Annotated in this window: 15 protein-coding genes; 10 read left to right on the forward strand and 5 right to left on the reverse strand. The window is 50.6% G+C overall.

Annotated features, from left to right (window positions below; genetic code table 11):
* Positions 1-115: 115 nt before the first annotated feature.
* Positions 116-388 carry a hypothetical protein gene (locus D2E26_RS00715; protein ID WP_125962801.1) on the reverse strand — a complete coding sequence of 91 codons (273 nt, stop codon included), beginning with the start codon at positions 386-388 and terminating at the stop codon, positions 116-118.
* A 77-nt stretch (positions 389-465) separates the two neighbouring features.
* Positions 466-699, reverse strand: coding sequence for a hypothetical protein (locus D2E26_RS00720; protein WP_125962802.1), 234 nt, complete (start codon positions 697-699; stop codon positions 466-468).
* A gap of 356 nt (positions 700-1,055) precedes the next feature.
* On the opposite strand from D2E26_RS00720, the gene glmM reads away from it, so the two are divergent.
* The 8 genes from glmM (at position 1,056) to D2E26_RS00760 (ending at position 17,619) form a co-directional block, all read left to right on the forward strand.
* Positions 1,056-2,441: a phosphoglucosamine mutase gene (gene glmM, locus D2E26_RS00725; protein ID WP_125962803.1), complete on the forward strand. Its 1,386-nt coding sequence runs from the start codon at positions 1,056-1,058 to the stop codon at positions 2,439-2,441.
* A gap of 120 nt (positions 2,442-2,561) precedes the next feature.
* Positions 2,562-3,209 (forward strand): peptide deformylase, encoded by a 648-nt coding sequence (locus D2E26_RS00730; protein WP_125962804.1) that lies wholly within the window; start codon positions 2,562-2,564, stop codon positions 3,207-3,209.
* A gap of 105 nt (positions 3,210-3,314) precedes the next feature.
* Positions 3,315-5,480 carry an APC family permease gene (locus D2E26_RS00735; protein WP_241218811.1) on the forward strand — a complete coding sequence of 722 codons (2,166 nt, stop codon included), beginning with the start codon at positions 3,315-3,317 and terminating at the stop codon, positions 5,478-5,480.
* Between the two features lie 49 nt (positions 5,481-5,529).
* Positions 5,530-7,278 carry an APC family permease gene (locus D2E26_RS00740; RefSeq protein ID WP_125962806.1) on the forward strand — a complete coding sequence of 583 codons (1,749 nt, stop codon included), beginning with the start codon at positions 5,530-5,532 and terminating at the stop codon, positions 7,276-7,278.
* Positions 7,279-7,437: 159 nt separating this feature from the next.
* Positions 7,438-8,775, forward strand: coding sequence for a 3'-5' exonuclease (locus tag D2E26_RS00745; RefSeq protein WP_125962807.1), 1,338 nt, complete (start codon positions 7,438-7,440; stop codon positions 8,773-8,775).
* Between the two features lie 207 nt (positions 8,776-8,982).
* On the forward strand, positions 8,983-12,585 hold the full coding sequence (locus D2E26_RS00750; protein ID WP_125962808.1) for a DEAD/DEAH box helicase: 3,603 nt from the start codon (positions 8,983-8,985) through the stop codon (positions 12,583-12,585).
* 130 nt (positions 12,586-12,715) lie between these two features.
* Complete coding sequence (locus tag D2E26_RS00755) at positions 12,716-13,972, forward strand: metallophosphoesterase family protein (protein WP_164515813.1); 1,257 nt, start codon at positions 12,716-12,718, stop codon at positions 13,970-13,972.
* Between the two features lie 35 nt (positions 13,973-14,007).
* On the forward strand, positions 14,008-17,619 hold the full coding sequence (locus tag D2E26_RS00760) for an AAA family ATPase (RefSeq protein WP_125962810.1): 3,612 nt from the start codon (positions 14,008-14,010) through the stop codon (positions 17,617-17,619).
* Positions 17,620-17,820: 201 nt separating this feature from the next.
* Here the strand turns inward: D2E26_RS00760 and D2E26_RS00765 are convergent, their stop codons facing one another.
* Complete coding sequence (locus tag D2E26_RS00765; protein ID WP_125962811.1) at positions 17,821-18,876, reverse strand: Gfo/Idh/MocA family protein; 1,056 nt, start codon at positions 18,874-18,876, stop codon at positions 17,821-17,823.
* A 466-nt stretch (positions 18,877-19,342) separates the two neighbouring features.
* Between D2E26_RS00765 and D2E26_RS00770 the strand changes: the two genes are divergently transcribed.
* Together D2E26_RS00770 and D2E26_RS00775 are read left to right on the forward strand one after the other, a co-directional pair.
* Entirely contained in the window at positions 19,343-20,554 is a 1,212-nt protein-coding gene (locus D2E26_RS00770; protein WP_125963345.1) for a pyridoxal phosphate-dependent aminotransferase, read from the forward strand.
* Positions 20,555-20,798: 244 nt separating this feature from the next.
* Positions 20,799-22,454, forward strand: a complete 1,656-nt coding sequence (locus D2E26_RS00775; protein ID WP_125962812.1) for a peptide ABC transporter substrate-binding protein — start codon at positions 20,799-20,801, stop codon at positions 22,452-22,454.
* A 108-nt stretch (positions 22,455-22,562) separates the two neighbouring features.
* Here D2E26_RS00775 and D2E26_RS00780 read toward each other — a convergent pair whose 3' ends face one another.
* Together D2E26_RS00780 and msrA are read right to left on the reverse strand one after the other, a co-directional pair.
* A complete protein-coding gene (locus D2E26_RS00780) occupies positions 22,563-23,384 on the reverse strand; it encodes a DUF4391 domain-containing protein (protein WP_125962813.1) in 822 nt (273 codons plus the stop codon).
* A 143-nt stretch (positions 23,385-23,527) separates the two neighbouring features.
* Positions 23,528-24,499: a peptide-methionine (S)-S-oxide reductase MsrA gene (gene msrA / locus D2E26_RS00785; RefSeq protein WP_206432050.1), complete on the reverse strand. Its 972-nt coding sequence runs from the start codon at positions 24,497-24,499 to the stop codon at positions 23,528-23,530.
* Positions 24,500-24,871 lie beyond the last annotated feature (372 nt).

Here is a 24,871-nt window from a genome sequence, read left to right on the forward strand (position 1 = left end):
GAATTGAGTTTTGGCAGCCTAGGAAGTCTTATTCGAAAGTCTGAATAAGGTAGCGGATTCGTACATCACTGAGCAAATCCACTGCCATATATAATTCCAACTTTGAAGTTCAGTTTCAGTCATTCTCTTTATTAGCGAAGTTCACTTGGAGCTCATGATTTTGCGGTAGAGCACTCTCGCCGGTCTCCACATTGCCGTGGCGCCAACTGAGCCACAGTGACTCAAAACCTACTAAACCGCTAATAATGACAATATTGGCGATCATATGTTTGGTCAGCTGTTCAGCTCCGGTCGCATGCATCGCGCCAATTACGAGTAGCAATGCCGCCATGCAGGCTACAAGAAACGCTCGGAACCACAGTTTTGTTGTTGTGCTCATGCTGTTCACGATTCATCTCCTTTCCTGCAGGCTTCCTTAAGCCTGTGCGATCGAAAGTACTGCGCAACAGCCATGTGCAGACTGTTTTATTTTCGAATGCGTCGCTTGCGTCTTGACGAAGTGACGAATGGCGAATTATTGCTCACAACCATTGCGGCTGCTGCAGTGCCAATACACGCAGTGGTGAATACTATTCCAGTAATTACTTGGAACGTCAAGAGTTCGTTCACTCCTGCGGCCAATACAACGCCAACAATTTGTGCGACCATCAGCAGGGCACAAGCCACAATTATTTTGATCCACTGTTTTCGCGTAATCATGATGCACCTCTCTTTCTTCTTCCCGAAGGAATTGTGTAAAAGGGTGCCTCGTTGCACCTCTTTTCCCGTAGCGTCCCCCGCTTCCGACTCTGACTATGCCGTGCGGTGACACTGCCATAGTAGGTCGTTTCGTCCGTTATGGCCCCCGAGTTCAGCAACGGTATGCCTAAAGTTCATCTGCAGTTAAGATTGCGTCTCAAAATCGTTCTTTTAAATCGCTTCTTTTTATTTCTGTAGGTACGCTTTTTGGCTAAATTTAGCGGCAAATCGGCTGCGCGCGCGGCGCAGCTGCAGGGGCAGGACTACAATTCGTTGCAGAACATCCTGAACAGCAGTGGAAACGAGGATTGAAGATCATGCCGCGCATGTTTGGTACTGATGGCGTTCGAGGACTTGCTAATCGCGTCCTGACCGCACAACTTGCTCTTGAACTCGGCGATGCAGCCGTACGTGTTTTAGGTGATGAGAGTGAACGCAGCGACCAGTTCGAAGGTCGTCATCGTGCACTCGTTGGCCGTGATACTCGAGTTTCTGGCGATTTCTTGGCTGCAGCACTGTCTGCAGGTATGAGCGCCGGTGGCTTCGACGTGATTGATGCTGGCATTATTCCAACGCCAGGCATTGCTTATTTGACGAGCGTGCTCAACGTGGAGATGGGCGCAGTTATTTCTGCTTCGCACAACCCAATGCCAGATAACGGCATTAAGTTCTTCGCACGCGGTGGCTTCAAGCTGCCAGATACGAAGGAAGACGAAATCGAAGCTGTGCTGGGTCAGGATTGGGAACGCCCAACTGGCGCTGGCGTTGGCCGTATTAGCCACGACTCCACGACGGCAACGAACCTGTACATCGATCACTTGGTGTCTTCTATTGCTCCAGTTGGTCCAAACAAGGTGCAGCCAAAGCCTCTGAAGGGCCTCAAGATTGTGGCTGATTGCGCTAACGGTGCAACGTCGGTTGTGGCTCCAGAAGCACTGCGTCGTGCAGGCGCTGACGTTATTGTCATTAACGCTTCGCCAGACGGCTACAACATCAATAAGCACGCTGGTTCTACGCATCCAGAGCAGCTGCAGGCCATGGTCAAGGCTTCGGACGCTGACATGGGTGTGGCCTTTGATGGCGATGCTGATCGTTGCTTGGCTGTTGATGAAGACGGCAACCTTGTGAACGGCGACCAGATTATGGGTATTCTGGCACGCGCTAAGAAGCGTCAGGGCAAGCTCAACCACGACACGCTCGTCGTAACTGTGATGAGCAACCTTGGTCTGAAGCTCGCACTGAAGGATATGGGTATTCGCACGGTCGAAACTGCAGTTGGCGATCGTTATGTGCTCGAAGAGATGCTGCGTGGTAACTACAGCCTGGGCGGCGAGCAGTCCGGCCACGTGATTAACCGTGAGTTCGCAACGACGGGCGACGGTACGCTGACCGCTCTGACGCTGTGCAACGAAGTTGTGCAGTCGGGTCGCAGCCTGAAGGAACTGGCTGCTGACTTCCCACAGCTGCCACAGACGCTCGTGAACGTGCCAAACGTTGATAAGACGGCCGTCAAGGATAACGCTGCTGTGCAAGATGCTATTGCACGTGAAGAAGCACTGCTTGGTGAAACCGGTCGTGTGCTGCTGCGCGCTTCGGGTACTGAGCCACTGGTTCGCGTTATGGCAGAGGCTGCAACGCAGGAACAGGCCGATGAGGTCTGCGAGCGTCTGGCTGCTGTTGTGGCAGAAGAACTTGCGCTGTGAGCGACGCTCAGGGTTTTTAGATTCTGAGGTCTTATAATCAGGGCAGCTTGAATCAGATACGTTGAATATATTCGGCACATCAAGCGATGTGCCGAATTTATTTTTGATGAAGGATGCTCGATGAATCACTCGCATGTTGATCTCGCGTTAAACCGCGATGTTGAACGCTTGTTAAAGCAGTACAAAGATACGACGCTGCCGATTGTTGAAGCAGGAGATCCTGTGCTGCGTGCACAGGCTGAACCATTCGTTGGTCAGCTCAGCAAGAAGACGATGACCAAGCTCATTGAAGCAATGCGTAAGTGCATGCTTGAAGCTCCAGGCGTTGGTCTGGCAGCTCCACAGATTGGTCTGTCGCTTGCTTTCGCCGTTGTGGAAGATCACACGAGCGAAGAATATGATGATGATCCACGCGAATTCGCCGAGTTCCCATTCCACGTCATTATTAACCCAGTCTATGAGCCAGTCGGCGAGAAGACCGTGAAGTTCTATGAAGGCTGCTTGAGCGTGCCAGGATTCCAGGCTGTGCGTAAGCGCCATCTCGATATTATGGCGCACTGGACCGATGAGGAAGGTCACCGTCACGACGAGCAGCTGCACGGCTGGCCAGCCCGTATTTTCCAGCACGAAACTGATCATTTGAGCGGCGAGCTCTACATTGATAAGTCTGAAATTCGTTCGCTGACGTCTGACGAGAACCTGGATGACTACTGGAGCTACGATCCAGTTCCAGAAGACGCAGCAACTGAGCTCGGCTTCACACTCTGATTCCCATATAAGCAGGACCACAACAGTGTGGTCCTGTTTGCGTTATGCCCAACGCTACGGAACGCGCCACATAATGCTGCCAACTTACCATTTGATCGGATGCACATGAGTAAAACGGCACATTCACATACCCAAACGCAACCGTCTGCAGCAGCTGTTGCTGCAGTCAAAGCCGACAAACGCACGCCGGAAGTGAGTACGAGTAATCTTTCGACGCTGGCACTGACGATGATGACCGTGACGACGCTCGCGGGCATCGCAAACGACGTGCAGATGTCGTTCTACGGACTGTCGGCCGTCACGTACTTCCTGATCGGTGGCCTGCTGTTCTTTGTGCCAACGGGACTTGTGGCAGCTGAACTGGCGTCAGGCTGGAGTCAACGAGGCGGCATTTTCCGCTGGGTAGGCGAGGGCTTGGGCACGTTCCCAGCTATTTCCTGCCTGCTGATTCTGTGGTTCCAAACGTCATTCGTATTTGGTTCAGGCATTCCAAGTACGTCATCCACAATTGGCTTCTTTACAACAAACTATGACTGGGCAGTAGACTTCGCTAAAAACTCGCATCCAGTTAACGTTGAACTGCCTATTATGTTGTGCTGGCTGGCCTACTACTGGTTTATTTGTTGGCTAGCTACTAAGGGCGTTAAAGTCTTCGCCAATATTGCAAAATATGGCGTTATTTTCGGTACATTCTTGCCATTAGCCGTCATGATGATTCTGGCTGTAGTCTGGTTGGCTCATGGTAACCGCCCAGCAATTCCACTCGATGCGGGATCGCTTGTGCCAAAGTGGCAAGGCATGTCCACCCTGGCTTTGGCCGCTGGTGTGTTCTTTAGTTTTGCTGGCGTTGATATGAACGCAGCACATATTAAAGATTTGAAGAAACCTGCCAAGCAGTTCCCAGCAGTCGTGTTCATTTCAATGGTGCTGTCGTTCCTCGTCTTCGTTATTGGAACGGTCATTATTGCAATCGTCGTGCCAGAGTCGAAAATTAATCTGCTCTACACGCTCTACACCGTGTATCGCGATCTTGGCGCCACTATTGGTTTCCCAGATCTGTATGTGGTGTTCGTCTACTTGGGCATGGCTAATTCGTTCGCAGCACTGATTACGAATCTGGCTGGCCCTTCATACATGCTGGGTCAAGCAGGTCGTTCGGGCTTCTTGCCAAAGTCCCTGCAGAACAACAACAAGCATGGCATGCCATCGCGCATGATGTATGCACAGATGGCGTTTATGACGATTATTGCGTTCATCGTGTTCTTCTTGCCAAACGTTGAAGGCTTCGTGGCATTGATTACGCAGGCCATCACGATTTTGTACATGATCTACTACATTCTGATGTTCGCTTCGTTCTTGAAGCTGCGTTATGATCAGCCAAATCGTCCACGACTGTTTAAGGTACCTGGCGGCAAAGTTGGTGCTTGGATTGTGGCTTTGGTCGGTATTGCTGCCGCAGTATTCGCCATTGTGCTCGCACTGTATCCACCTGCACAGCTGGCCAAGGAAGTCGGCTCTGGCATAACGTATGACGTCATTATTATTAGCCTGATCGCCTTCGTTGTACTGATTTGCTTCTTAATGTTCCGTGCTTCACAGCATCATGCCGATTGGGTAGATCCAGCTAATGAATTCGCCCCATTTACTTGGCAAATTGAAGGCATGGAGAAGCCAGGATTTGCTAAGTCAAATATTCCTACGGCACTGCTGTCGCAAGATCAGGATCCAATGGGCATGCCAATTAAGCATCATTTCGATGCTGATCGCATGATCAATTTGCCAGATCCAAAGAATCAGGATGCGTTTATTGCTGCAGTCGATAAGCTGCTCAAGCGCAAGGATGTCAGCGAACCAGAACCTGATGAACCAACTTCAGTGTTCATGGGCGATATGGGCATGGTCAAGACTTTGGCTATTGAGCCACAGCCAATGCCTCACGTCATTATGGAACCGCATGGCGATGAAGTAGAAGTGCCAGCAGCTCCTGCAGAACTTGTTGAATCGATGCAGTTGCCAGACGATGCAGCACAAGATGCATTGCAGGCACAAGAGCAAGCAAAGGCCGATATGAATACTGCACATGATTACGAAGTCTTGGCTCAAGCGGAAGAAAACGAAGCTGAGGTCGAGCAACAGTTGTCGCAAATCCGCCAGCGCGCACGTGAAGCTCGTGCCGCTGTGGAATATGCACGTCAGCATGTGAATGGCGAAGTGCATGAACAGCGGGTTAACCATACAATGAAGAGCGATAAGGACGAGCGTAACAGTTAATTCTTTTGTTGTGCGCTACGTCATCAATCGCACTTGAAGTAGGTACACGATGAATGCACCTTTGACGACGAACGCGCATGCACAAGACGGCGCAAAAGTCACACACGAAGCAACTGTTGCCAACAGTACTGGAACAATAACCACGCTGGCATTGACTATGATGACTGTGGCCACCGTTGCACATTTAACGAATGATGTGCAAATGGCCTTTTACGGGTTATCATCGGTCACATTCTTTATTGGCGGATGCTTGTTGTTCTTTGTGCCAACAGGCTTAGTCGCTGCAGAACTCGCTTCTGGATGGAGCCAAAAGGGCGGTATTTTCCGCTGGGTAGGCGAGGGTTTGGGTAGATTCCCAGCAATTGCCTGCTTACTCATTCTGTGGTTCCGTATGGCCTTTATGTTCGGCTCGAGTATTCCAACAACAGCAGCTCGTACTGGATTCTTTACCGCTGATTTCGATAGAGCTGTTCAGTTCGCTGAAGAATCACATCCGCTCAGTATCTCTTTGCCAATTTTATTGGGTTGGCTGGTGTTCTACTGGTTTATTTGCTGGTGTGCAACACGTGGCGTGAAAGTGTTTGCCAGTATTGCAAAATATGGCGTTATTTTCGGTACCTTTGTTCCACTTGCCATAATTACTGTGCTGTGCTTAGTCTGGCTCGCACAAGGACATCGACCAGCCATTGATTTTGATGCTGCATCATTGATACCAACTTGGCAAGGTATGCCAACACTTGCTTTAGCGGCAATCGTGTTCTTAAGCTATGCAGGCATTGATATTAATGCGGCGCATATTAATAATCTGAAGAAACCATCGAAGCAATTCCCACTTGTTGTTTTTATTTCGATGGTGCTTTCACTTGGCGTCTTTATTGTGGGTACGTTGGTTATAGCCATGGTTGAGCCCAATATTAATTTGGTATCAACTTTGGTTGCTGTGTATCGCGATCTTGGTGCAGCTATTGGATTCCCACAGCTGTATATAGTGCTCTACTATTTAGCAACATTTAATACATTTGCTGTGCTTATTACGAATCTCGCTGGTCCTTCACGTATGTTGGGCGAAGCAGGCCGTTCTGGATTCTTGCCAAAGTGGCTGCAAGAAAACAACAAGTTCGGTATGCCTTCGCGTCTTATTTATTTGCAAATGGGCATTATGACGGCCGTCGCTTTTGTTGTATTCCTTCTGCCAAATGTTGAGGGCTTTATGGCACTGATTGGCCAGCTCATCACGATTCTGTGCATGGTGTACTACATTGTGATGTTCGTTGCCTTCTTGAAGCTTCGGTATGACCAGCCAAATAGGCCGCGTTCCTTTAAGGTTCCGGGTGGTATGGTTGGTGCGTGGATAACGGCAGGCGTTGGCATGGCATCAGCAACGTTTGCTATTGCACTCGCATTCGTACCGCCAGCACAGTTACTGCATGTTATTGGCTCTGAATTGAACTACATTCTGATTATTCTGTGCATGATTGGCGTAGTGGCACTCGCATGCGTGCTGCTGTATCGAGCTTCACTGCGACATACTGAGTGGCTTGATACAAATAATAATTTTGCACCGTTTACTTGGCAGATTGAGGGACTCGCTAAGCCGGGACGTGTTGCCTCGAATGTGCCATCAGATGTGATGTGTGCAGATCAGCATGCTATGGGAATGCCAATTAAACGCTCGTATGATGCTGACGAAATCGTTGATCTTGCTCAGTTCGCTGATACGCAACAAACATCTGAGCGTCAGCATACTGTGAATACATCGCAATACGAATTCAGGGGACTCGTAGAAGAAAACAGCTAGTAGACAGCTACACGATTTTTACTGGTGCTATATGGTATCGAATGTATCGAGTAAAACCGTAAGTATAGATACCAACTATGCCTATGGATTTTGTTCACAAGCGTTTCAGTAACTACGCTTGAACGAGTTATAGCGTATAGCGCCAGTGAAAGGGCCAATATGAGTGCACGTACACAGATCAATGAGGCTTGGCTACAAGAAGCTCTTGATGATGTTGATCAGTGGCGTGATGTTATGCCCAATGATGCCAATCACAAGCGCATTAGTTGGGATCAGATTGCGGCACTGGATGTCAACCATGGCTTAGGTCAATTCCCGATGGAACAGCCTATTGAGGTTGATGCTGATGCAGCTGCTCAGGCGCTTGGCGCTGACTATGCCATGCGTGAGCGTATTGAAGCACTGCTCAAGCAATCAACATCGGCATTTATGTGTGATTTTGAGCGTGCTATTAGCTCATTCCGCTTGCCACGTGCACTCGCATATTTGAATCGTCGTTTAAACGATGAAATCGGTATTCTGCATGCACAAGTCCAAGCAGCACATGAGCAGAACAACAGCTCCGAAGCTGCTGCAGCAGCAAATGCAGCAGTATTACCGGTCGCTGCCGCAGATAACTCTGACGCTACAAAAACTCATGCTGCACAGCAAGGCTCGGCACAAGCTGACAATGCACAGCAAGGTTCAACATCAGCTGGCGCTACCTCTCAGCAGAACACGACTACTGCTCACTCGTCAGCAAAGCGTTCTTCGGACTCTGACTGGCGTAATGCCTATTTGCCAGGTCGCGATGTAGATACCGTTATGGGCATCGATATTGAAACCACGGGTATTAACGCATGGCGCGATTACATCATTGATGTTGGTTTCGAAATGATTAATCTGCAATCCGATAGCCCAGCAGAACACGAGCAATACAACATTTATACCGAAAGTTCATATTCGCCAAGGCATGCGTATGATCAGGCACGCTTGCCATTCGGTGTGCCACCGCTGGCAGCACAGCTTGGCAACCCATTTATTCTTGACCTCACTGGCATTGATGTGACGAAGCGTGCCGATGCACAGTATCGTCCATTTGACGAATGGGACTCAGCACAAAAGTCGTTGTTGGAACGTCTCGAACGCCAACCATATGTGGCTCATAATGCAACATTCGAGCATAAATTCTTTATGTTCAATATTGCCGGATACGCCGAAGCCTATCGCAATGGTCACATCACGATTATCGATACGTTGCCAATGAGCCGTCAATGGGATGAAGGCTCGCAACCAAGCGAAGAACATCCGATGGGTGATAACCGTTTGGAAGCCTATGCGCAACGTATGGGTGCACTGCCAGAAGATCTGGGGGAGCGTCACTTAGGACTCGAAGATGCCCATATTATGCTCGAGGCCATGCGCACTCATCTGCACCAACTCAAAGAACACAATGCAGGCCCATTCGGTCCTCGTGGACGCCGAGGTGTAGGCGGCAAGCACTGTCGTAGAAGGTGAATACTGCTGCATAAGGCAAGCACTGCTGTAGCAGGTAAGCATTGCAGTAGAAGATGAACACTTTCGTAGACTGTGAGCACTGCAGCAGAAAGTCAGCTGTTTCAGCACTAGAACGCAAGGAATTTCGCTGCTACCTGTGCCGAGCGTGTGTTTGACCATATGCAACTACAGTGGAACTGTATTCGTAGCAGATAAGAGGCAAGATAGATGGTCATTCGTAATAATGGTCGCCTGTCAGGAGGCACCTTCGGCGCATCATTCGGTTCTCGAAGCGATGACGATGCATTTGATGATGTGACCTACGAGCCAGCCGAATACGTAGATGACGTTCCACAAGGACTCAGCCGCAAACGCTCACGCGGTTGGAAGCGCTACCAGAATAACGACGATGCCTTCGGTGACATGGCCTTTGACGACGTTTATGAAGCCGACGATGACTACGCCAGCTCAAGCCCAGCAACTCGTCGGTTCGGCAATGATCCACATGCTAACGATGCCGTATTCGGCAGCCATAACACCAGCGATATTGCACACATGCGTGATGCAATCGCACAAGGCACTGTAGGCGCTCGCAAATCACAAGCTTCGTCGCCATCGTTAATGTCGATTATGTCGAGTGCCGATACGGAACTCGTTGATACGGTTTCGCAAATGCAGCAGCAGTTCCTGCGCCATAGCACGCTCGGCGGGTACCGTCAGCTCAGCATGGATGCCAGCGGATCGGCTTCGCAGCCACATGATCCTATGCATTTGCGTGTGGAATTACACGCACCAACTGGTGATGACGACGATATTCACTGGACGTTTAAGCTGCAGATTTTCATTGATGGCCATTGGTATCGCATTCAAAAGATTCCAACGTTGATGCGATCCATACGCAAAGGCCTGCAATACCATTTCTCAACGAAATGGGATTTTGTGCCCAAGCGTGCAATGTTTGAAGATTCGTATGCACCATTGCTTAACGCATTAACGGCCATTTGCCAAGCCTATACAGCAGCCAATGCAGCCTCATTTGCTGCTGCCAACTATGGCATGCGCGTGCCATACAACACGATTTCAATTTCGCAAGAGCAGCTTGCACAATTGCTGCATGCAGCAGGGCAGACCGATGCTGAAATTGCCGTGGACGATCCACAAACGTGGCGTAGCACCTATCGTCCTTCGCAAATCGTGATGACCGATTCTGATGCTGAGCCATCATTCCCTGATCTGGGCTTGTCATTCTTGCCACAATTTGATGCCTCGCAGCAGCAGCTGTTGGCCTTCACGATTACACATAGCAACAAAGTGCTGAATGCTTGCACGAATGGCAAGAATGCGTTCATGTTTATTGAGGATGCCTATGGTCAGCCATATTTCCAGCAGGTTCCTCTGATGGACATGCAGCAGTTCAGCGTGCTGCAGGCGCTGTGTAACTCTGATATGCCACTCGTGCTCGCACAACAAGATTTCGCTCATTTCGCGAATGCGGTTACGCCAGTGCTCATGGCATTTGGTCAGGTCAGCAGCATTCCTCAGCCATTGCAATCGCAACAGCATGCGGATTGCACACTGAAGTTCTATTTGGATCGCACTGATGATGACGTCATCATTTGCGAAGCCTTTGCTGAGTACGGTCAGAACTTACGCTTCAATGTGTTCTCTGAGCCAGTGACACTGGCTTATGCGCAAGCACAGGCACAGGCGTCAGCAACTCAAGCTCGCAGCCATAATGCTGAGCATCGTCAGACAGAAAACCGCCAAAGTGCAAACACTGCCAATAAGCCGACCGTAGTCCGCGACGAAGCAACCGAGGAATTTGCTCGTCAAGCCGTTGGCATTTATTTCCATACGCCATATGCAGTAGCGCGCCCGGGCAATGTGCCGCTAGTTATTCCAGACCACGTGCCGCACACGGCTCCATATGTGTCGCTCGACGCCACAGGGGAGCTGCTACGCCTCTACACCGAAGGTCTTACGGCACTGCGCAGTATTGGCGAAGTATATACGACCGATAAGGTCACGAAGATTATGCGCGCCCGCCCAGCTCAGGTGCGTATGGGCTTGTCGGTTAAGGGTGATCTCGTCCGTATTAGCCCGCTGGCTGACGAAATCGATCCACAAGATGTTGTCGCTATTCTCGACAGTTATCGTCGCCGCAAACAGTATCACCGTCTTGCTGATGGCACGTTTATCAAAATCGATGGCGGCAATATTGCCAAGTCCAACGATCTGGTCGAGCGCTATCATTTGTCACTTTCTGATTTGGCTCGCGGTACGGCCGAGCTGCCAGCTATGCGTGCCTTCATGCTTGATGCCGAAGATGAATCGGTTATTGAAGAAGCACCATCGTTTAAGGAATTCGTCGGTGAAGTTCGCGTTGTAGATCCAATGCAGTACGAGCCACCAGCAGATCTCAATGCAACCTTGCGTTCGTATCAGCTGACTGGTCATCGTTGGCTGCGCACGCTCATGGATAAGCATTTGGGCGGTATTTTGGCCGATGAAATGGGCTTAGGCAAAACTATCCAGCTCATTAGTGTGCTGCTCGTTGCCTACAGCAAAGAACAGCAGAAATCAGAACAAGAACAACGTGACGCACGCCCCTCTCTCGTCGTGTGTCCAGCGTCGCTCGTCTATAACTGGGCTCGAGAAATCCAGAAGTTTGCGCCAACGCTACCTGTGACTGTTATTTCGGGCAGTAAAGCGCACCGCAAGAAGCTCTACGCACACTTAAGCGGCGTCGTCGTCACGTCATACGACTTGTTCCGCCTTTATTCGGAGTTGCTCGAGCAGCAGCCGTGGCTTGTTATGTCGCTTGATGAAGCACAGGCTATTAAGAATCCGGCAACAAAAATTGCGAAGGCTGTGAAGAGTGCTCAGGCCGCGCACCGCTTTGCATTAACGGGTACGCCAATTGAAAATAGGCTCAGTGAATTGTGGAGTATTTTTGACTTCCTGATGCCTGGTTTTTTGGGTTCGTATCGTGCGTTTAAAGACACGTTCGAGAAGCCAATTTTGGACGGCCGTGCCGATGTTTCTGACCGTTTGCAGCATGCTATTCAACCGTTTATTTTGCGCAGGTTGAAGCAGGATGTACTCAAAGATTTGCCAGATAAAATTGAGACCGTTATTGACGTGCCTCTGGAAGGTGAGCAGCGCAAGCTCTATGCAACGCATGAGCGCAAGCTGAAGATGATGCTGGCCTCGAGTCAGAACATTAACGAGGATCGCTTCCAGGTGTTGGCTGCGTTGACTCAGCTGCGCCAGCTGTGCTGCGACGCGCGCCTGCTCTATGAGAACGCTAAGGACGGTTCAGCAAAGCTCACTGCCATTCTTGAACTTGTTCAATCGGCTCAGGAGTCGGGTCAGAAAGTCCTGATTTTCAGCCAGTTCGTCAGCTTCCTCGAGTTGATTGGCGACAAGCTCACTGAAGCTGGGTTCAATTTCTACGAGATCACCGGTTCAACGGCGAAGAAACGTCGCCTTGAACTCGTTGACAAGTTCAACGCTGATGACACTCCTGTGTTCCTCATCTCGCTCAAGGCTGGAGGAACAGGTTTGAATTTAACTGGTGCGTCTGTAGTTATTCATGCCGACCCTTGGTGGAACGAAGCTGCTCAGGATCAGGCGACGGATCGTGCACATCGTATTGGCCAGAAGCACACGGTAAACGTGTATAAGGTTGTGGCAAGCGACACGATTGAGGAGCGTATTGTGCAATTGCAGATTCGTAAGAGTGAGCTTGCGCATGCGTTGCTGGATGCGGAATCCACAGCTAATGTGGCTGCGATGACGCGTGACGATATTCTTGCGTTGCTCGACTAGTAATTTGTTTAGTCGAAGAACTTATGCAGCACGCCTAGAAATGCATAAGAAACGGTCTCAGAATGTGTGGAATTCGGCTAAATTTCAACATAAATGAGACTGAATAGCACTATAATGAGCAACCATGCGCATGCTGCACACATCTGACTGGCATATAGGGAGACGATTTAGGGGTCTCGACCTGCTTGATTTGCAGGCCAAGGCCCTCGATTGGCTTATCGACACAATCCAACAAGAACATGTCGATGTGCTTTGTGTGGGTGGCGATATTTATGATTTGCCATTCCCAAGTGCAAAAGCCGTCGAGCTGTTTAGTACCGTATTTGAACGGCTGGGCTCGTTGCAAGTCAATGGGCATCCGTTACAAATCGTTATGGTGCCAGGCAATCATGATTCGGCAGCACGATTAGGTGTTGGTTCCGATTTACTGCGCAGCAATATTCATATGCGTTGCAATGTGGCCGCAATTGCTGATCCAGTTGATATTCGTATTAATAATGAGCATTTGCTCGTCTACGCCGTTCCATTCCTTGATCCAGATACCAGCCGCCAAACATTAGAGCAGCTGACCGGTCATGCAGTTGCCAGCTCGCATGCCGATGCTATGCGTGCAGCACTTGAACTTATTGAGGCTAATCTGCAGCAGCAGCGTCAAGCAGATCCTCATGTTGCAGCAACAATGCTCGTACCAGCATATGTGTCTGGAACGCATCAGGTTGATTCCGAGCGCGGTATTTGCGTTGGTGGCGTCGATAGTGTGCCAGCTTCGCTTTTCTCTGATTCGCAGCTGGATTATATTGCGCTTGGCCATTTGCATACAGCGCAGCAGGTGACAATTCCTGTTGTTGCCGCCGACCAGCGTCCGCCAATTGCCCAATACAGTGGTGCTATTTTGGCCTATTCGTTCTCGGAGGCAACGGTTCCACCACGCCGCGGGAATGGTAAGCAAGTTATGCTTGTTGATTTTGATACGCATGATGCGGCAACGCCTTGCACGGTACAGGCTGTTGATGTGCAGTCGGATCAGCCAGCGCTTGTCAGCTTAACTGACACAGTGCAGAACTTGATTAGCAAAGAAGCGCCGTTGCACCGTGATGATTGGGTGAGCCTTACGTTGGAAACGAAGGGCCCTATTCAACGTCGCGAGTACCAACAGCTTGGCGAAGCGTTCCATCACATTCTTGAAAAGCGAGTTGTCTACATGGATTCCAAGCGCGAATACAAGCGAGTTGTGCCAGAGGTTGCGACTTATGCCGATGAACTTGGCATTCTCGAATCCTTTGTGCAGTACTCCTATGGGCGAGCTGCGACCGATGCAGAGCTCAAAGTATTACGCACTGCTGTAGAACGTGTGCACGCCAAACAAGCCGCATCAGACGAACAATAATTGAATGTGACTAGTGACTTTAGAGGAATGATGCAATGAAACTTATCGCGCTACGCTTTACGGGTCTTGGCCCATATGAGCAGAACTATAGCGTCGATTTAGCACGCCTGTCCCGTAACCATATGTTCCTGATTGAAGGCCATACGGGATCAGGTAAGTCAATTATTCTTGACGCCATTGCATTCGCGTTATATGGTCGCGTTCCAGGCCCAGACCAGCAGGGTGCTGAGGACCAGCGTCTGCGTTCGCGCTTCCTCAATGGCACGCGCGTAGAGACTGTTGTTGAACTCATTTTTGAGGTTAACGATTCGTACTACATGGTGCGTCGCAAGCCTGAATACGATATGCCGAATGAGCAGGGAACAGGCACAATTCGCCATGCTGCGGAAAGCGTGCTGGTAACGGCAGCATCGTTTGCACAGTCGCAAATTAATGATTTAGTGCGATCGCATTTACTCGCAGATCCCGCACAAAGTGATCATTCCGATGAGTATTTTGCCTTCTTCTCCAATCCAGATCTGATTGAGGTTGTTAACGAAGGTGTGCAGCCAGTGGCTCATACGATTACTGAGCTTATTGGTCTAAACGCTGAGCAGTTCTGCCAAACCGTGATGTTGCCGCAGGACCAGTTCGCACGCTTCTTGCAGCTCAAGCCACAGCAGCGTTCGTCTATGGTCAAAGACCTGTTTGCAGCTTCGTCATTTGAACATATTCAAGATGAGCTGCAGGCCATGTGCGATGAACGTGGCGACCAGGTTGATACGCTGCGTACGCGCCTTGAATCAGCCATTATTGCAGCACGCACCGCTGCAGCACGTCATATTGATATGCCAGAAGGCGCACAAGATATTGATGCTGTTGCACAGTGGGCTAATGAAGTTACTGACGCCAAAATCAATGATCTGCTTGATTCGTTGATTCCTGACTTTGCTGATTGCAAGGATGCCGCAGAGTCTGAAGTATCCGCTGCAGGTTCAAGCAACAATGCGTCGAGCTCCAGCAATGCCAATGCCGCAGCAGCATCGGCTGACGATGCAGCATCTGGCGAAAGCACCGAGTCTGAGCCAGCCGCCGCATCGACTGATGAACTTGCTGATCTGGATACGTGGTGCTTGCACGAAGACGGCCATTTGATTGAATGTGGCTGCGATTGCAATACTGATGACATTGAGCATCGCCTTGTTGCCGTTGGCCAAGAAGTTAATAAGCGTGCTGGTAAGCTGCGCAGCTCCACCGAATTGCAATTTACTGAAGCCGAAGAGCATGTACAGGAATTGCAGTTCAATCATGATGAGCTGACGCGTATTTCTTCGACGCTTGATGATCTGTCGCAGGCTGTTGAAGAGATGCAAAAGCAGGCATCGCGTCAGTCTCGTGTGCAGACACTGCGCAATTGGATCGACCGTTCGGAAAAGGCTCAGCCAGTGAGTGCTTTGCACTATCGCTCGCTTGAAGCTGCTCGTTTGCAGCATGAGTCGGAGCATGCACTCATGCATGTGGATGAGCAGATCACTGCGTTAACTGCAAAATATGGCGACTACGAGCATGTATCCAAGCTGTACGAAGACACGAGCCGTATTGCACAGCAAGAAAACGCGATTGTTATGAGCCTGAAGCTCGTTGCCGAACAAGAGCAGCGCGTGAAGGAATGGGAACAGTCGTCGAAGCGCGTTAAAGAGCTTGCCGATGTGCAGCAAAAGGCAGAGGCTCGTCATCACGCTTGCATTCAGGCTCTTGAAGAGCTTGGTGATTTTAATGTGCATCTGGCTCATATTGATCGTTATGAGCAGCTGCTTGCTGATCGAGCTAAGCGCGACCATGCACTTGAGCGTGCGCAGTCGATGCTCAAGGCTTTTGATGATCATATGGCTGCTGTACAGGTGTGTGCTCAGGCTGATCAGGATTTGTCTCGTGCGCGCCAGCGTAGGGAAGAAGAGCGTAGGCTGCTTGACCGCGCTTTCCAAGACAAAATTGATGATGGCCTCGCTGCTGTTGGCGCCATGTTGAAGCCTGGTCAGGCTTGCCCAGTGTGCGGTAGTACTGAGCATCCAAAGCTTGACGCAGCCAGTGACGCGGCGCATAGCGAAGCTGCAGCGGCTACTGAAGCAACACTAGTAATGAAAAGTGTGCAGCAAACTGCTGAGCTCGATAAGCAGCGTGCCATTTACGACGAGTCCGTGGCTACGGAAACGCAAGCTGAGCACGCTGTTGCCGTTGCATACGAGCACGAGCGTCAGTTGGCCAAGCTGATTGCCAACCACACGCGAGAAGAACTCGAAACGGAACTGAAGCGTGCCGAGGAGAACGTTGAGGAATCGAAGCTGGCTCAGCGTCGCTTAGGTGAGACGCGCGTCACGCTGCGTGCGATTATTCAGGCTCGTGAGGAGCTGCAGGAAGCTGTTGAGAAGGCTGAATCGAACGCGGCTTCGCTGAACAGTGAGCATGAGCACTATCAGAAGGCGCTGGCTGCAGTTGATGGTCTGAACAGCGAGGAGCTGCACCAGAAGCGCGAAGAGCTTGAACAGCAGCGCGTGCAGGCACTGGATGCTTCTCAGAAGCTGGATTCTCTGCGTCATATTTTGGACAGGCTGACGGCGCTGATGCGTGAGGAAGCTGCCGAACGCACGAAGTTCAGCGAGCGTAAGAAGGTCTTTGAACTGACAAATGCGGAGTTCAAAACTGCCTGCGCTGCGTCCGGTTTCGAAGACGGCACTGAGGCTGCAGCTGCTGTGCTGACTGAGGCTGATTTGGAACACTATCGTGAGCAAATCGCCCAGTTCGACGAGGAGTTCACGGGTGTGACTTCTCGCGTTCAGCACTTGCGTGAGCAGATTAAAACTATGCTGGAGAAGCCAACGCCGGAACGACTCGGGTTGACGATTCCGCAGACATTATTTATTTCTGAAGAAGCACGCGAAGCTGCTATTCGCAACGCAGTGCATACGACACTGCAGGACGTGACTGCGCAGTTAACAGAAGCGATGTCGCAGCGCGATGTTGCTATTCGTGAGCAGCAGTCGGCTGTTGAGTCAGCTCAGCAGTGCGCTGAGGCAGTACACACGATGATTGTGGCTGCTCACGTGTGGGCTGCAGCAAGGCGTGAGTTTGAGCCGCTGTATCGTATGGCTCAGCTTGTTACGGGTGGTGCCAACTTGGGCGCTGATCGCAAGACGACGCTGATTACGTATGCCATTACTGAGCGCTTCCGCGATGTGTTGGATCGCGCGAATGATTTGCTGCGCGATATTCACGATGGTTATTACGAGTTGCAGCTTGAGGATGACGATACGCGTTCGATGGGTCTGCCAATTCGTATTTATGATCGTCGTTCGGATACGAGTGCTGATCCAGATACGCTGTCTGGTGGTGAGCGATTCTTCGTCTCGCTGGCTTTGGCCTTGGCTCTGGCTGACATTGTGGAAGCGGAAAATGGCGGCGTGCGTATGGAGACGCTGTTCATTGATGAAGGCTTCGGCTCGCTGTCTGCTGATGTGCTTGATGAAGTTATGGATGTGCTCGAAGAAGTGAGCCGCACTCGTACGATTGGCATTATTTCGCATGTGGGTGCACTGCGTGAGCGCATTAGCGATCATATTGAGGTGCGTCGTATTCGCGAAGATGGCCCAAGTATGTTGAGCGTGCACTAAACAACTTGCCGAATTCCGTACTACAGAACTGAATGCTGCAGCACTAAATACTGTTGAACTGTGTTGCAAATACAGTAGAACAATGCGGTGCATGAGTGTGCAACTTGATCTTCAAGTTTGCGTTACTCGTACACCGCATTTGTATGTGTTGCGTTTGAGTTCGCTTGTGTCTAAGCTCTCTTGCGCTTTACTGCTTGCGTCTTACTTTTCGAATGGGAACTGCATGTGCCAGCTGGCTCGCATCTGATCCATAAGTGACATCATGCGCAGCGTATCGGCATGCGTCATTTCGAGGCATTCCTTGTTGCCAGCCAAAATAGCGCGAGCTGCGGCTTCCACTTCGTATTCGTAACCAGTGAGCTGATCAGGCATGTGCAGGTGGCGCTGCAGATCATGATCGTCACCGAACACGTCAATGGCTTCAGGGTTATTGATGTTATGAACGATGGCATAACCCTTCGTACCGAGGATACGACCGTCGCGATCGGACTGACACATCATGCTCGATGTTGCTACAGCCATCGTGCCGTCAGGGTAGTAGAGCGTTGTGCTGTTCGAAGCATCTACGCCAGTCTCATACGGCAGCATCGACGTCACCATACGATCAATTTCTTGTGCGCCCATAATCATGTCAATGAAGTTCAGCGTGTAGACGCCAACATCGAGCAGTGCGCCGCCAGCCAGTGCTGGATCAGTCAGACGTGCCTTATACGACGTCGTATAGCTTAGGTCGGCGCTAATCGTCGTTACATCGCCGAGTACGCCAGAGCTGACAATCTGATCGATAATCAAGCGTGATGGCATATAACGCGTCCAAATGGCTTCGGTGCACAGCAGACCAGTGTCATCAGCAACATCAAGAATCTTCTGAGCCTGCTCAGCATTCGCCGTAAACGACTTTTCAACGAGCACGTTCTTACCCGCGCGCATGCAAGCAATAGCCTGCTCCATGTGCAAGCTGTGCGGCGTTGCAATATAGACCAGATCAACAAGTGGATCAGCGAGCAGCTCATCATAGGAGCCATAAGCACGAGCGAAGCCATACTGGTCAGCAAGCGACTGAGCGCGATCCATGCTGCGCGAAGCAACAGCATATGGAGCGACGAGGCTCGAGTAGCGGTCATCCTGAGCCATGAGCTGCAGTGTTTTAGCCATGGACTGGGCAATACGGCCAGCACCTAAAATAGCTACGTTAATTGTGCCTTGGCCTTTGCCGTTCATACGGCCAAAATTGACATCATCGTGAGGCAGTGTCATTGACTCATCCTTCTTTCTTAACTATGCAAGCGTCTTGGCTCTGCAAGAGGCATAGGAACTGGTACCAGCCTAATGCGCTGAAGCTGAAGAGAACTTGAACTTCACCTTGAAGCATGCAGGCAGCGTCTATGCTGCTGTGCCGAGAATCATTAGATGAAAACTGTTCTCTGTTGCTACGATACAGCATAAGGAACTATTTGGTTTGCAACAATGAAGGCAAACCCGGATGCAACACTGATAACCCAGATACAGCACTGATAACCCGGATATAACACTGATAACGATGTGGAGTACTACGTCAATTGCTACACCGGTTTGGAATAAGCACTCAAATCCGAGGCTTGAACTCAATAGAACAATAACTCTGATGAGCACTCAGCGATGAGACGCATCATCGACTACGAACGACGATGGAGTCCAACTCATGCAGTCACCAGTGAACCAAGCATCAGCACAGCAGCAGACTATGCAGCAGTCACCGTCACAACATCCGCAGCTGTCGCAACGAGCACAGATCGTCAAGCCATTCCATGGCATGCGCATTGGTGAACGTGCTGCTGAGCTCAAGCGTGAAGGTCGCAGCATTATTGATTTGAGCTTAGGCCAGCCAGACTTTGGTGCTCCAGCGTCAGTGGAGCAAGCCATGCGAGCACTGTACGATGGCCGCCCATTGCCTTATACCTCAGCAGCAGGCTTGCCAGCACTGCGTGAGCGCATTAGCGAGCACTACTTGAAGAAGCATGGCGTCAGCGTTGATCCAGCGCGCATTATTATCACCGAAGGTGGCTCAGCTGCGCTAATGCTTGCCACGGCGCTGACCGTGGACCATGGTGATGGCGTTCTGATCGCTGATCCGTCATATCCAGCCAATCGTCAACTCGTGCATGTGTTCGGCGGTCACATTATTGATGTGCCAACCAACGCAAGTACGCGATTCCACATGAATGCTGAGCTCGTGGACCAATATGCCGATGAAACAGCCAAAGTTGTTATGATTACGAGCCCGTCAAACCCAACAGGCACCACAATGAGTGCACAAACGTTGCGTGAAACGTGCCAACAGGCTGCAGCCAAGGGGCTATGGCGCATTGTGGATGAAACTTATATTGATCTGGCTGACTGTGAACCCGATGGTAGTGCTGTACGCACGGCCTTGGCTTATGATCCTGATGCGATTATCTGCAATAGCTTCAGCAAATCATTCGGTATGACTGGCTGGAGGCTTGGCTGGATTGTGGTTCCTGAGTTCGCCCTCGAAGCCGTACATGACCTTGCTACAAGCTTTTTCCTCGCTGCACATACGCCAACACAAGTTGCCGCGTTGGCAGCGTTTGAACCAGAATCGCAGCAGATTCTTGAACAGCGTCGACTCGAGCTATTGGAGCGCCAAGCCATTGTGGTACAAGGCCTTGCCGATATTGGTATGCCATTAGAAGTGGAGCCAAACGGCGCATTCTATGCCTATTGCTCGGTGGAGCATACGGGCTTAACGGCTGAAGAGTTCTGTAAGCGTGCACTCGATGAAGTCGGTGTGGCACTTACACCTGGAATTGACTTCGGTCAGATTACAGCCAAGACGCATGTGCGTATGTCATATGCAGCATCGCGCGAAGATCTGTATGAAGGAATTACTCGACTTGGCCAGTTTGTGCAGTCGTTGCACAAGGCCAAGCAGTGAGGTAGTGATTTTGCAACGCTGCAGCGGGATTGTGGCGTTGCATAAATCAAACAAATTGAATAACGAGCTGAACGTAAGTGAACGTTAAAAATTAGACGGATGGAAAATAAATGTAATAATAATTTGTGGAGAATTTGCTGAGACTGAAAGTGACGATACGCAAAACTAAATTGGAATGGCTTCTATATCACGTCGTGCACGTTTTTGCACGCGTTGTCTTAGAAAATGAGAGAGGACATTCACTATGACCATGCGTTCCGCACTCATCAAGTCAGTGGCGGCTATTGCTGCTGGCACGATGCTGTTTTCGCTCGGTGCGTGCGGCGGTCACACTCAGCAGGCTGCTCAAAATGATGTAATTAGCGTCAATGACACGGAACCTCAGCACGGTCTCGTGCCATCCAACACAATCGAGACGGGCGGTGGCGACGTTGTTCGCATGCTGTTCGACGGTTTAATCAGCGTGGATTATAAGGGCGACACCCACATGGAAGTCGCCGAGTCGATTACCCCAAACGATGACGCTACGCAATTTACGATCAAGCTTAAGGACGGTTGGAAGTTCACGAACGGTGAGCCAATCACTTCCGAATCGTTCGCACGTGCATGGAGCTTCGCAGCAAACGCTCGCAACGCTCAGCTCGGCTCAAGCTTCATGTCGATTATTAAGGGCTACGACGATCTGCAGGATCCTAAGAAGACTCCTGAAGACGCTCGCCTCAGTGGTGTGCAGACGCCAGATGATCACACGCTCGTTGTGACGTTGAACCAGCCTGACTCGGTGTTCCCAACTGAGTTGAGCTACGTTGCATTCGTGCCACTGCCAAGCGTGGCTTACAAGGATATTAATGCCTTCGGTGAGCACCCAATTGGCAACGGCCCATACACGTTCAAGTCGTGGAAGCATAACGAAGACATTCAGATTGCTAAGAACGACAAGTACATCGGCTCGCGTCAGGCTCAGAACAAGGGCATTGACTACCGCATTTACACGAGCGTTGACTCGGCATACGCAGATGTGGTTGCTGGCAACCTTGATCTGCTGGACAACGTTCCACAGTCGGCAATTCGCTCGTTCCGCGCCGATCCTGCACTGAACTCGTACACGGTTCCTGGCTCGGAAGCTTCGACGTTCATCATTCCTGAGCGCTTGGCTCACTTCGGTCTGAACGAAGAGGGCGATCTGCGTCGTCAGGCCATTTCGATGACGATTAACCGTAAGCTCATCTGCGACAAGATCTTCGCTGGCACGCGTACGCCTGCAACCGATTTCACGTCGCCTGTAGTGCCTGAATACGAGAAGAACCTGCCAGCCGCTTCGGTGTTGAAGTATAACCCTAAGAAGGCTAAGGAACTCTGGGATAAGGCCAACAAGATCTCGCCTTGGAAGAGCAGCGATACGTTCAAGATTGCTTACAACTCCGATGGTGATCACCGTCAGTGGGTGGACGCAGTCTGCAACGAGATTCACAACACGCTCGGTATTACGGCTCTTGGTGATCCATACGCAACGTTCTCTGATCTGCGTAACCGCATCACGGACCGCTCGATTACGACGGGCTTCCGCGCAGGCTGGACGTTGGATTACCCAAGCGCTGAGAACTACTTCACGCCTATGTATTCAACGGCTTCGGCTGATGGCAAGGGTTCGAACGATGGTGATTACAAGTCCCCAGCATTCGATGCCGCTCTGAGCGCTGCTCTGCGCCAGCCTAATGACAAGCTGCGTCGTCAGGACTTCGATAAGGCTCAGGACATCCTGCTCAAGGATCTGCCAGCTGTTCCTCTGTGGGTGACGAACGTCTCTGCCGTTACGGGCAAGGATATTCACGGCGTGCACTTCGACTACAGCAACACGCCAACCTACCAGACGCTGACTAAGAGCAACTCGAACAACTGATTGCTCGCGCGCTTGCGCTGCTAGATACGAATAATGCCGTAATTACTGATCTTTTTTAGATCACGTAATTACGGCATTTTTGTTAGGTTCTGCTGCTGAGTGGGCGGCTTACTCGCTCTGGTGCTCCATCTGCTCGAGCTGGTCGAGAGCTCGCTGAATCTGCGCCTTCCTCGCGAACAGTTCGTTACGCTTCTCGATTGTTTTCGCTCGCGCGTGATCGGCCGTCAGCTTGGCGAGATCTCGGCGCAGCGCCGCTTTCTGGCGGAACAGTTTGAGATCCTCACTCAAGTTTTCGGTTGTTGTTTTATGAAGCATGATTTGTGCGCACAGGTTGTCCCAGATTTGTGCAACTGAATCACCAACGACGCGTAACTGTTGCGGCTCGCTTACTGGCTTCCATGGGCTATGGAAACGCTCAAACGTTTGCATATGACCAGCGCGTGCTGAGAAACCACGACGGACTGCGTAAGCAACATAGGTGCCAGGTTCTGGTGCATGTGGCTGTGGCTCAGTGACTTCGCGCGTGCAGACGAACAGAATACCACCCTTACGCTGCGTGGCAATGAGCTCAATAACGGCATCAGGGAAGTGCTGTGTATCTTGTGCAAGCTGAAGCCTAAGTACAAGGACTTCTGGAACATGTGCACTTGGCTCAGCATGCACTGATTTTGCTGAAATAATGCCAAGCAGATGAATAGATTCGACTTGCTGGGTCAGTTGTTGACGAACAGTGTTCGACAAAGCAGCTGGATCGTGGCCAGCGAACATGGCCTTTGGTAAACGACCCTTTGCTGCAGGAACTGCCACCGAGTGTGGCAGTCCGAGATCAACAGCAGTTAATGAGCCGCATGCGCTTAATGCGGATGGAGTAGTAGATGACGCCTCAGGCGCGGACGATGCTGCCTCAGGCTCTGCTGTAGAGTCGTTCAACTTGTTCCCCTCTCAAACAAGCGTCCATCGAACCACGAAGGAATCGTGGACGTAATGGTCGATGTCGTTGAGATGACTCTACAGCATTACTTAGGGGGCTGCAGCATATTGCAGGCTATATGAGATTGATTTGCAAAATAGTGTCAGCGGGTTGGCTTGGCTTGATCAAGCTTGACTCGGTCAATAAGCCATCCGTAGCCTTCAGCCTCCATACGATCCAGTGGAATGAATCGCAATGCTGCGCCATTAATGCAATACCTCAAGCCGCCAAGTTCCCTTGGTCCGTCGGTAAAGACATGGCCTAAGTGGCTGTCGCCAAAATGACTGCGCACCTCAATACGTGGACGGTTGAACAGCGAGAAATCCTTATGCTCAGTCAATGAAGACTTACTAATTGGGCGTGAGAACGCTGGCCAGCCGCAGCCCGAATCAAACTTGTCTGCAGAAGAGAACAGCGGTTCGCCGGTAACCACGTCAACATAGATACCAGGCTCAAACTCGTGATCATATTCGTGCGAGAATGGGTGCTCAGTTGCAGCATGCTGCGTTACCTCATAGGCCAGAGGGGAGAGCTCTTCGCGTAGCGTCTGATCATCGGGCTTTGTATACATCTCTTCAGCCACAAAGCGATCAGCATCCTGCAAATTCACATGGCAGTAGCCGCCTGGGTTCTTCAGCAAATAATCCTGATGATAGGTTTCTGCGCTGTAGAAGTTCTTCAGTGGTTCAGCTTCAACGGCCAGTGGAACGTTGTATTGCTCTTGTAGTGATGCCAAGAACTGCTGCACAGTTGCTGCATCGGATTCGTCAGTCCAATAGATACCAGTGCGATACTGCTCGCCGCGATCATTACCTTGACGATTGACGGTCGTTGGGTCGATTGTGCGAGCATAGGCTTTGAGCAGCAGTGGCAGTGTAATCGTGGCCGGATCATAGGTGATCTTCACAGCTTCTGCAGCGCCGGTGGTACCGCTGCACACTTGCTCGTACGACGGCGACTCTACGCGAGAATTTGCGTAGCCTACCTCAGTGTTGATAATGCCCGGAATGCGCTGGAAATAAGCCTGCGTACCCCAGAAGCAGCCACCAGCCAAAACAATAGAACGTGTATTCATAAATGCCTCCAACCATGGGTTCGAAACCATGTAATTGCTCAATTACTTAGTATGAATATTCATTCCCAAAAATAGGTGCAGATTTGCTGAGATTTACGTTTGAGCTGGTACTGGTCATAATGGCAGTAATATCCGTTCTTATATGGATAGACAGAAAATATTTAAATGAATAAATACCGTATAGGGGTGGTTTTGGGCGGTATTGCTAGCGTATACCCATAAAATATGACGAAAATCCTGTGATATTGGTTGTGATTAAGTCATTTAGGGGTTGCAAGAATTATTCTGTTAGCTTAAGCTCATAGATACATCTGCGAAGTAACTCGACGATGAGTAACCGAGCGGAATGGGGAGAGGCTCAGTACATATTGT

Source organism: Bifidobacterium dolichotidis (assembly GCF_003951975.1).
Classification (GTDB): Bacteria; Actinomycetota; Actinomycetes; order Actinomycetales; family Bifidobacteriaceae; genus Bifidobacterium; species Bifidobacterium dolichotidis.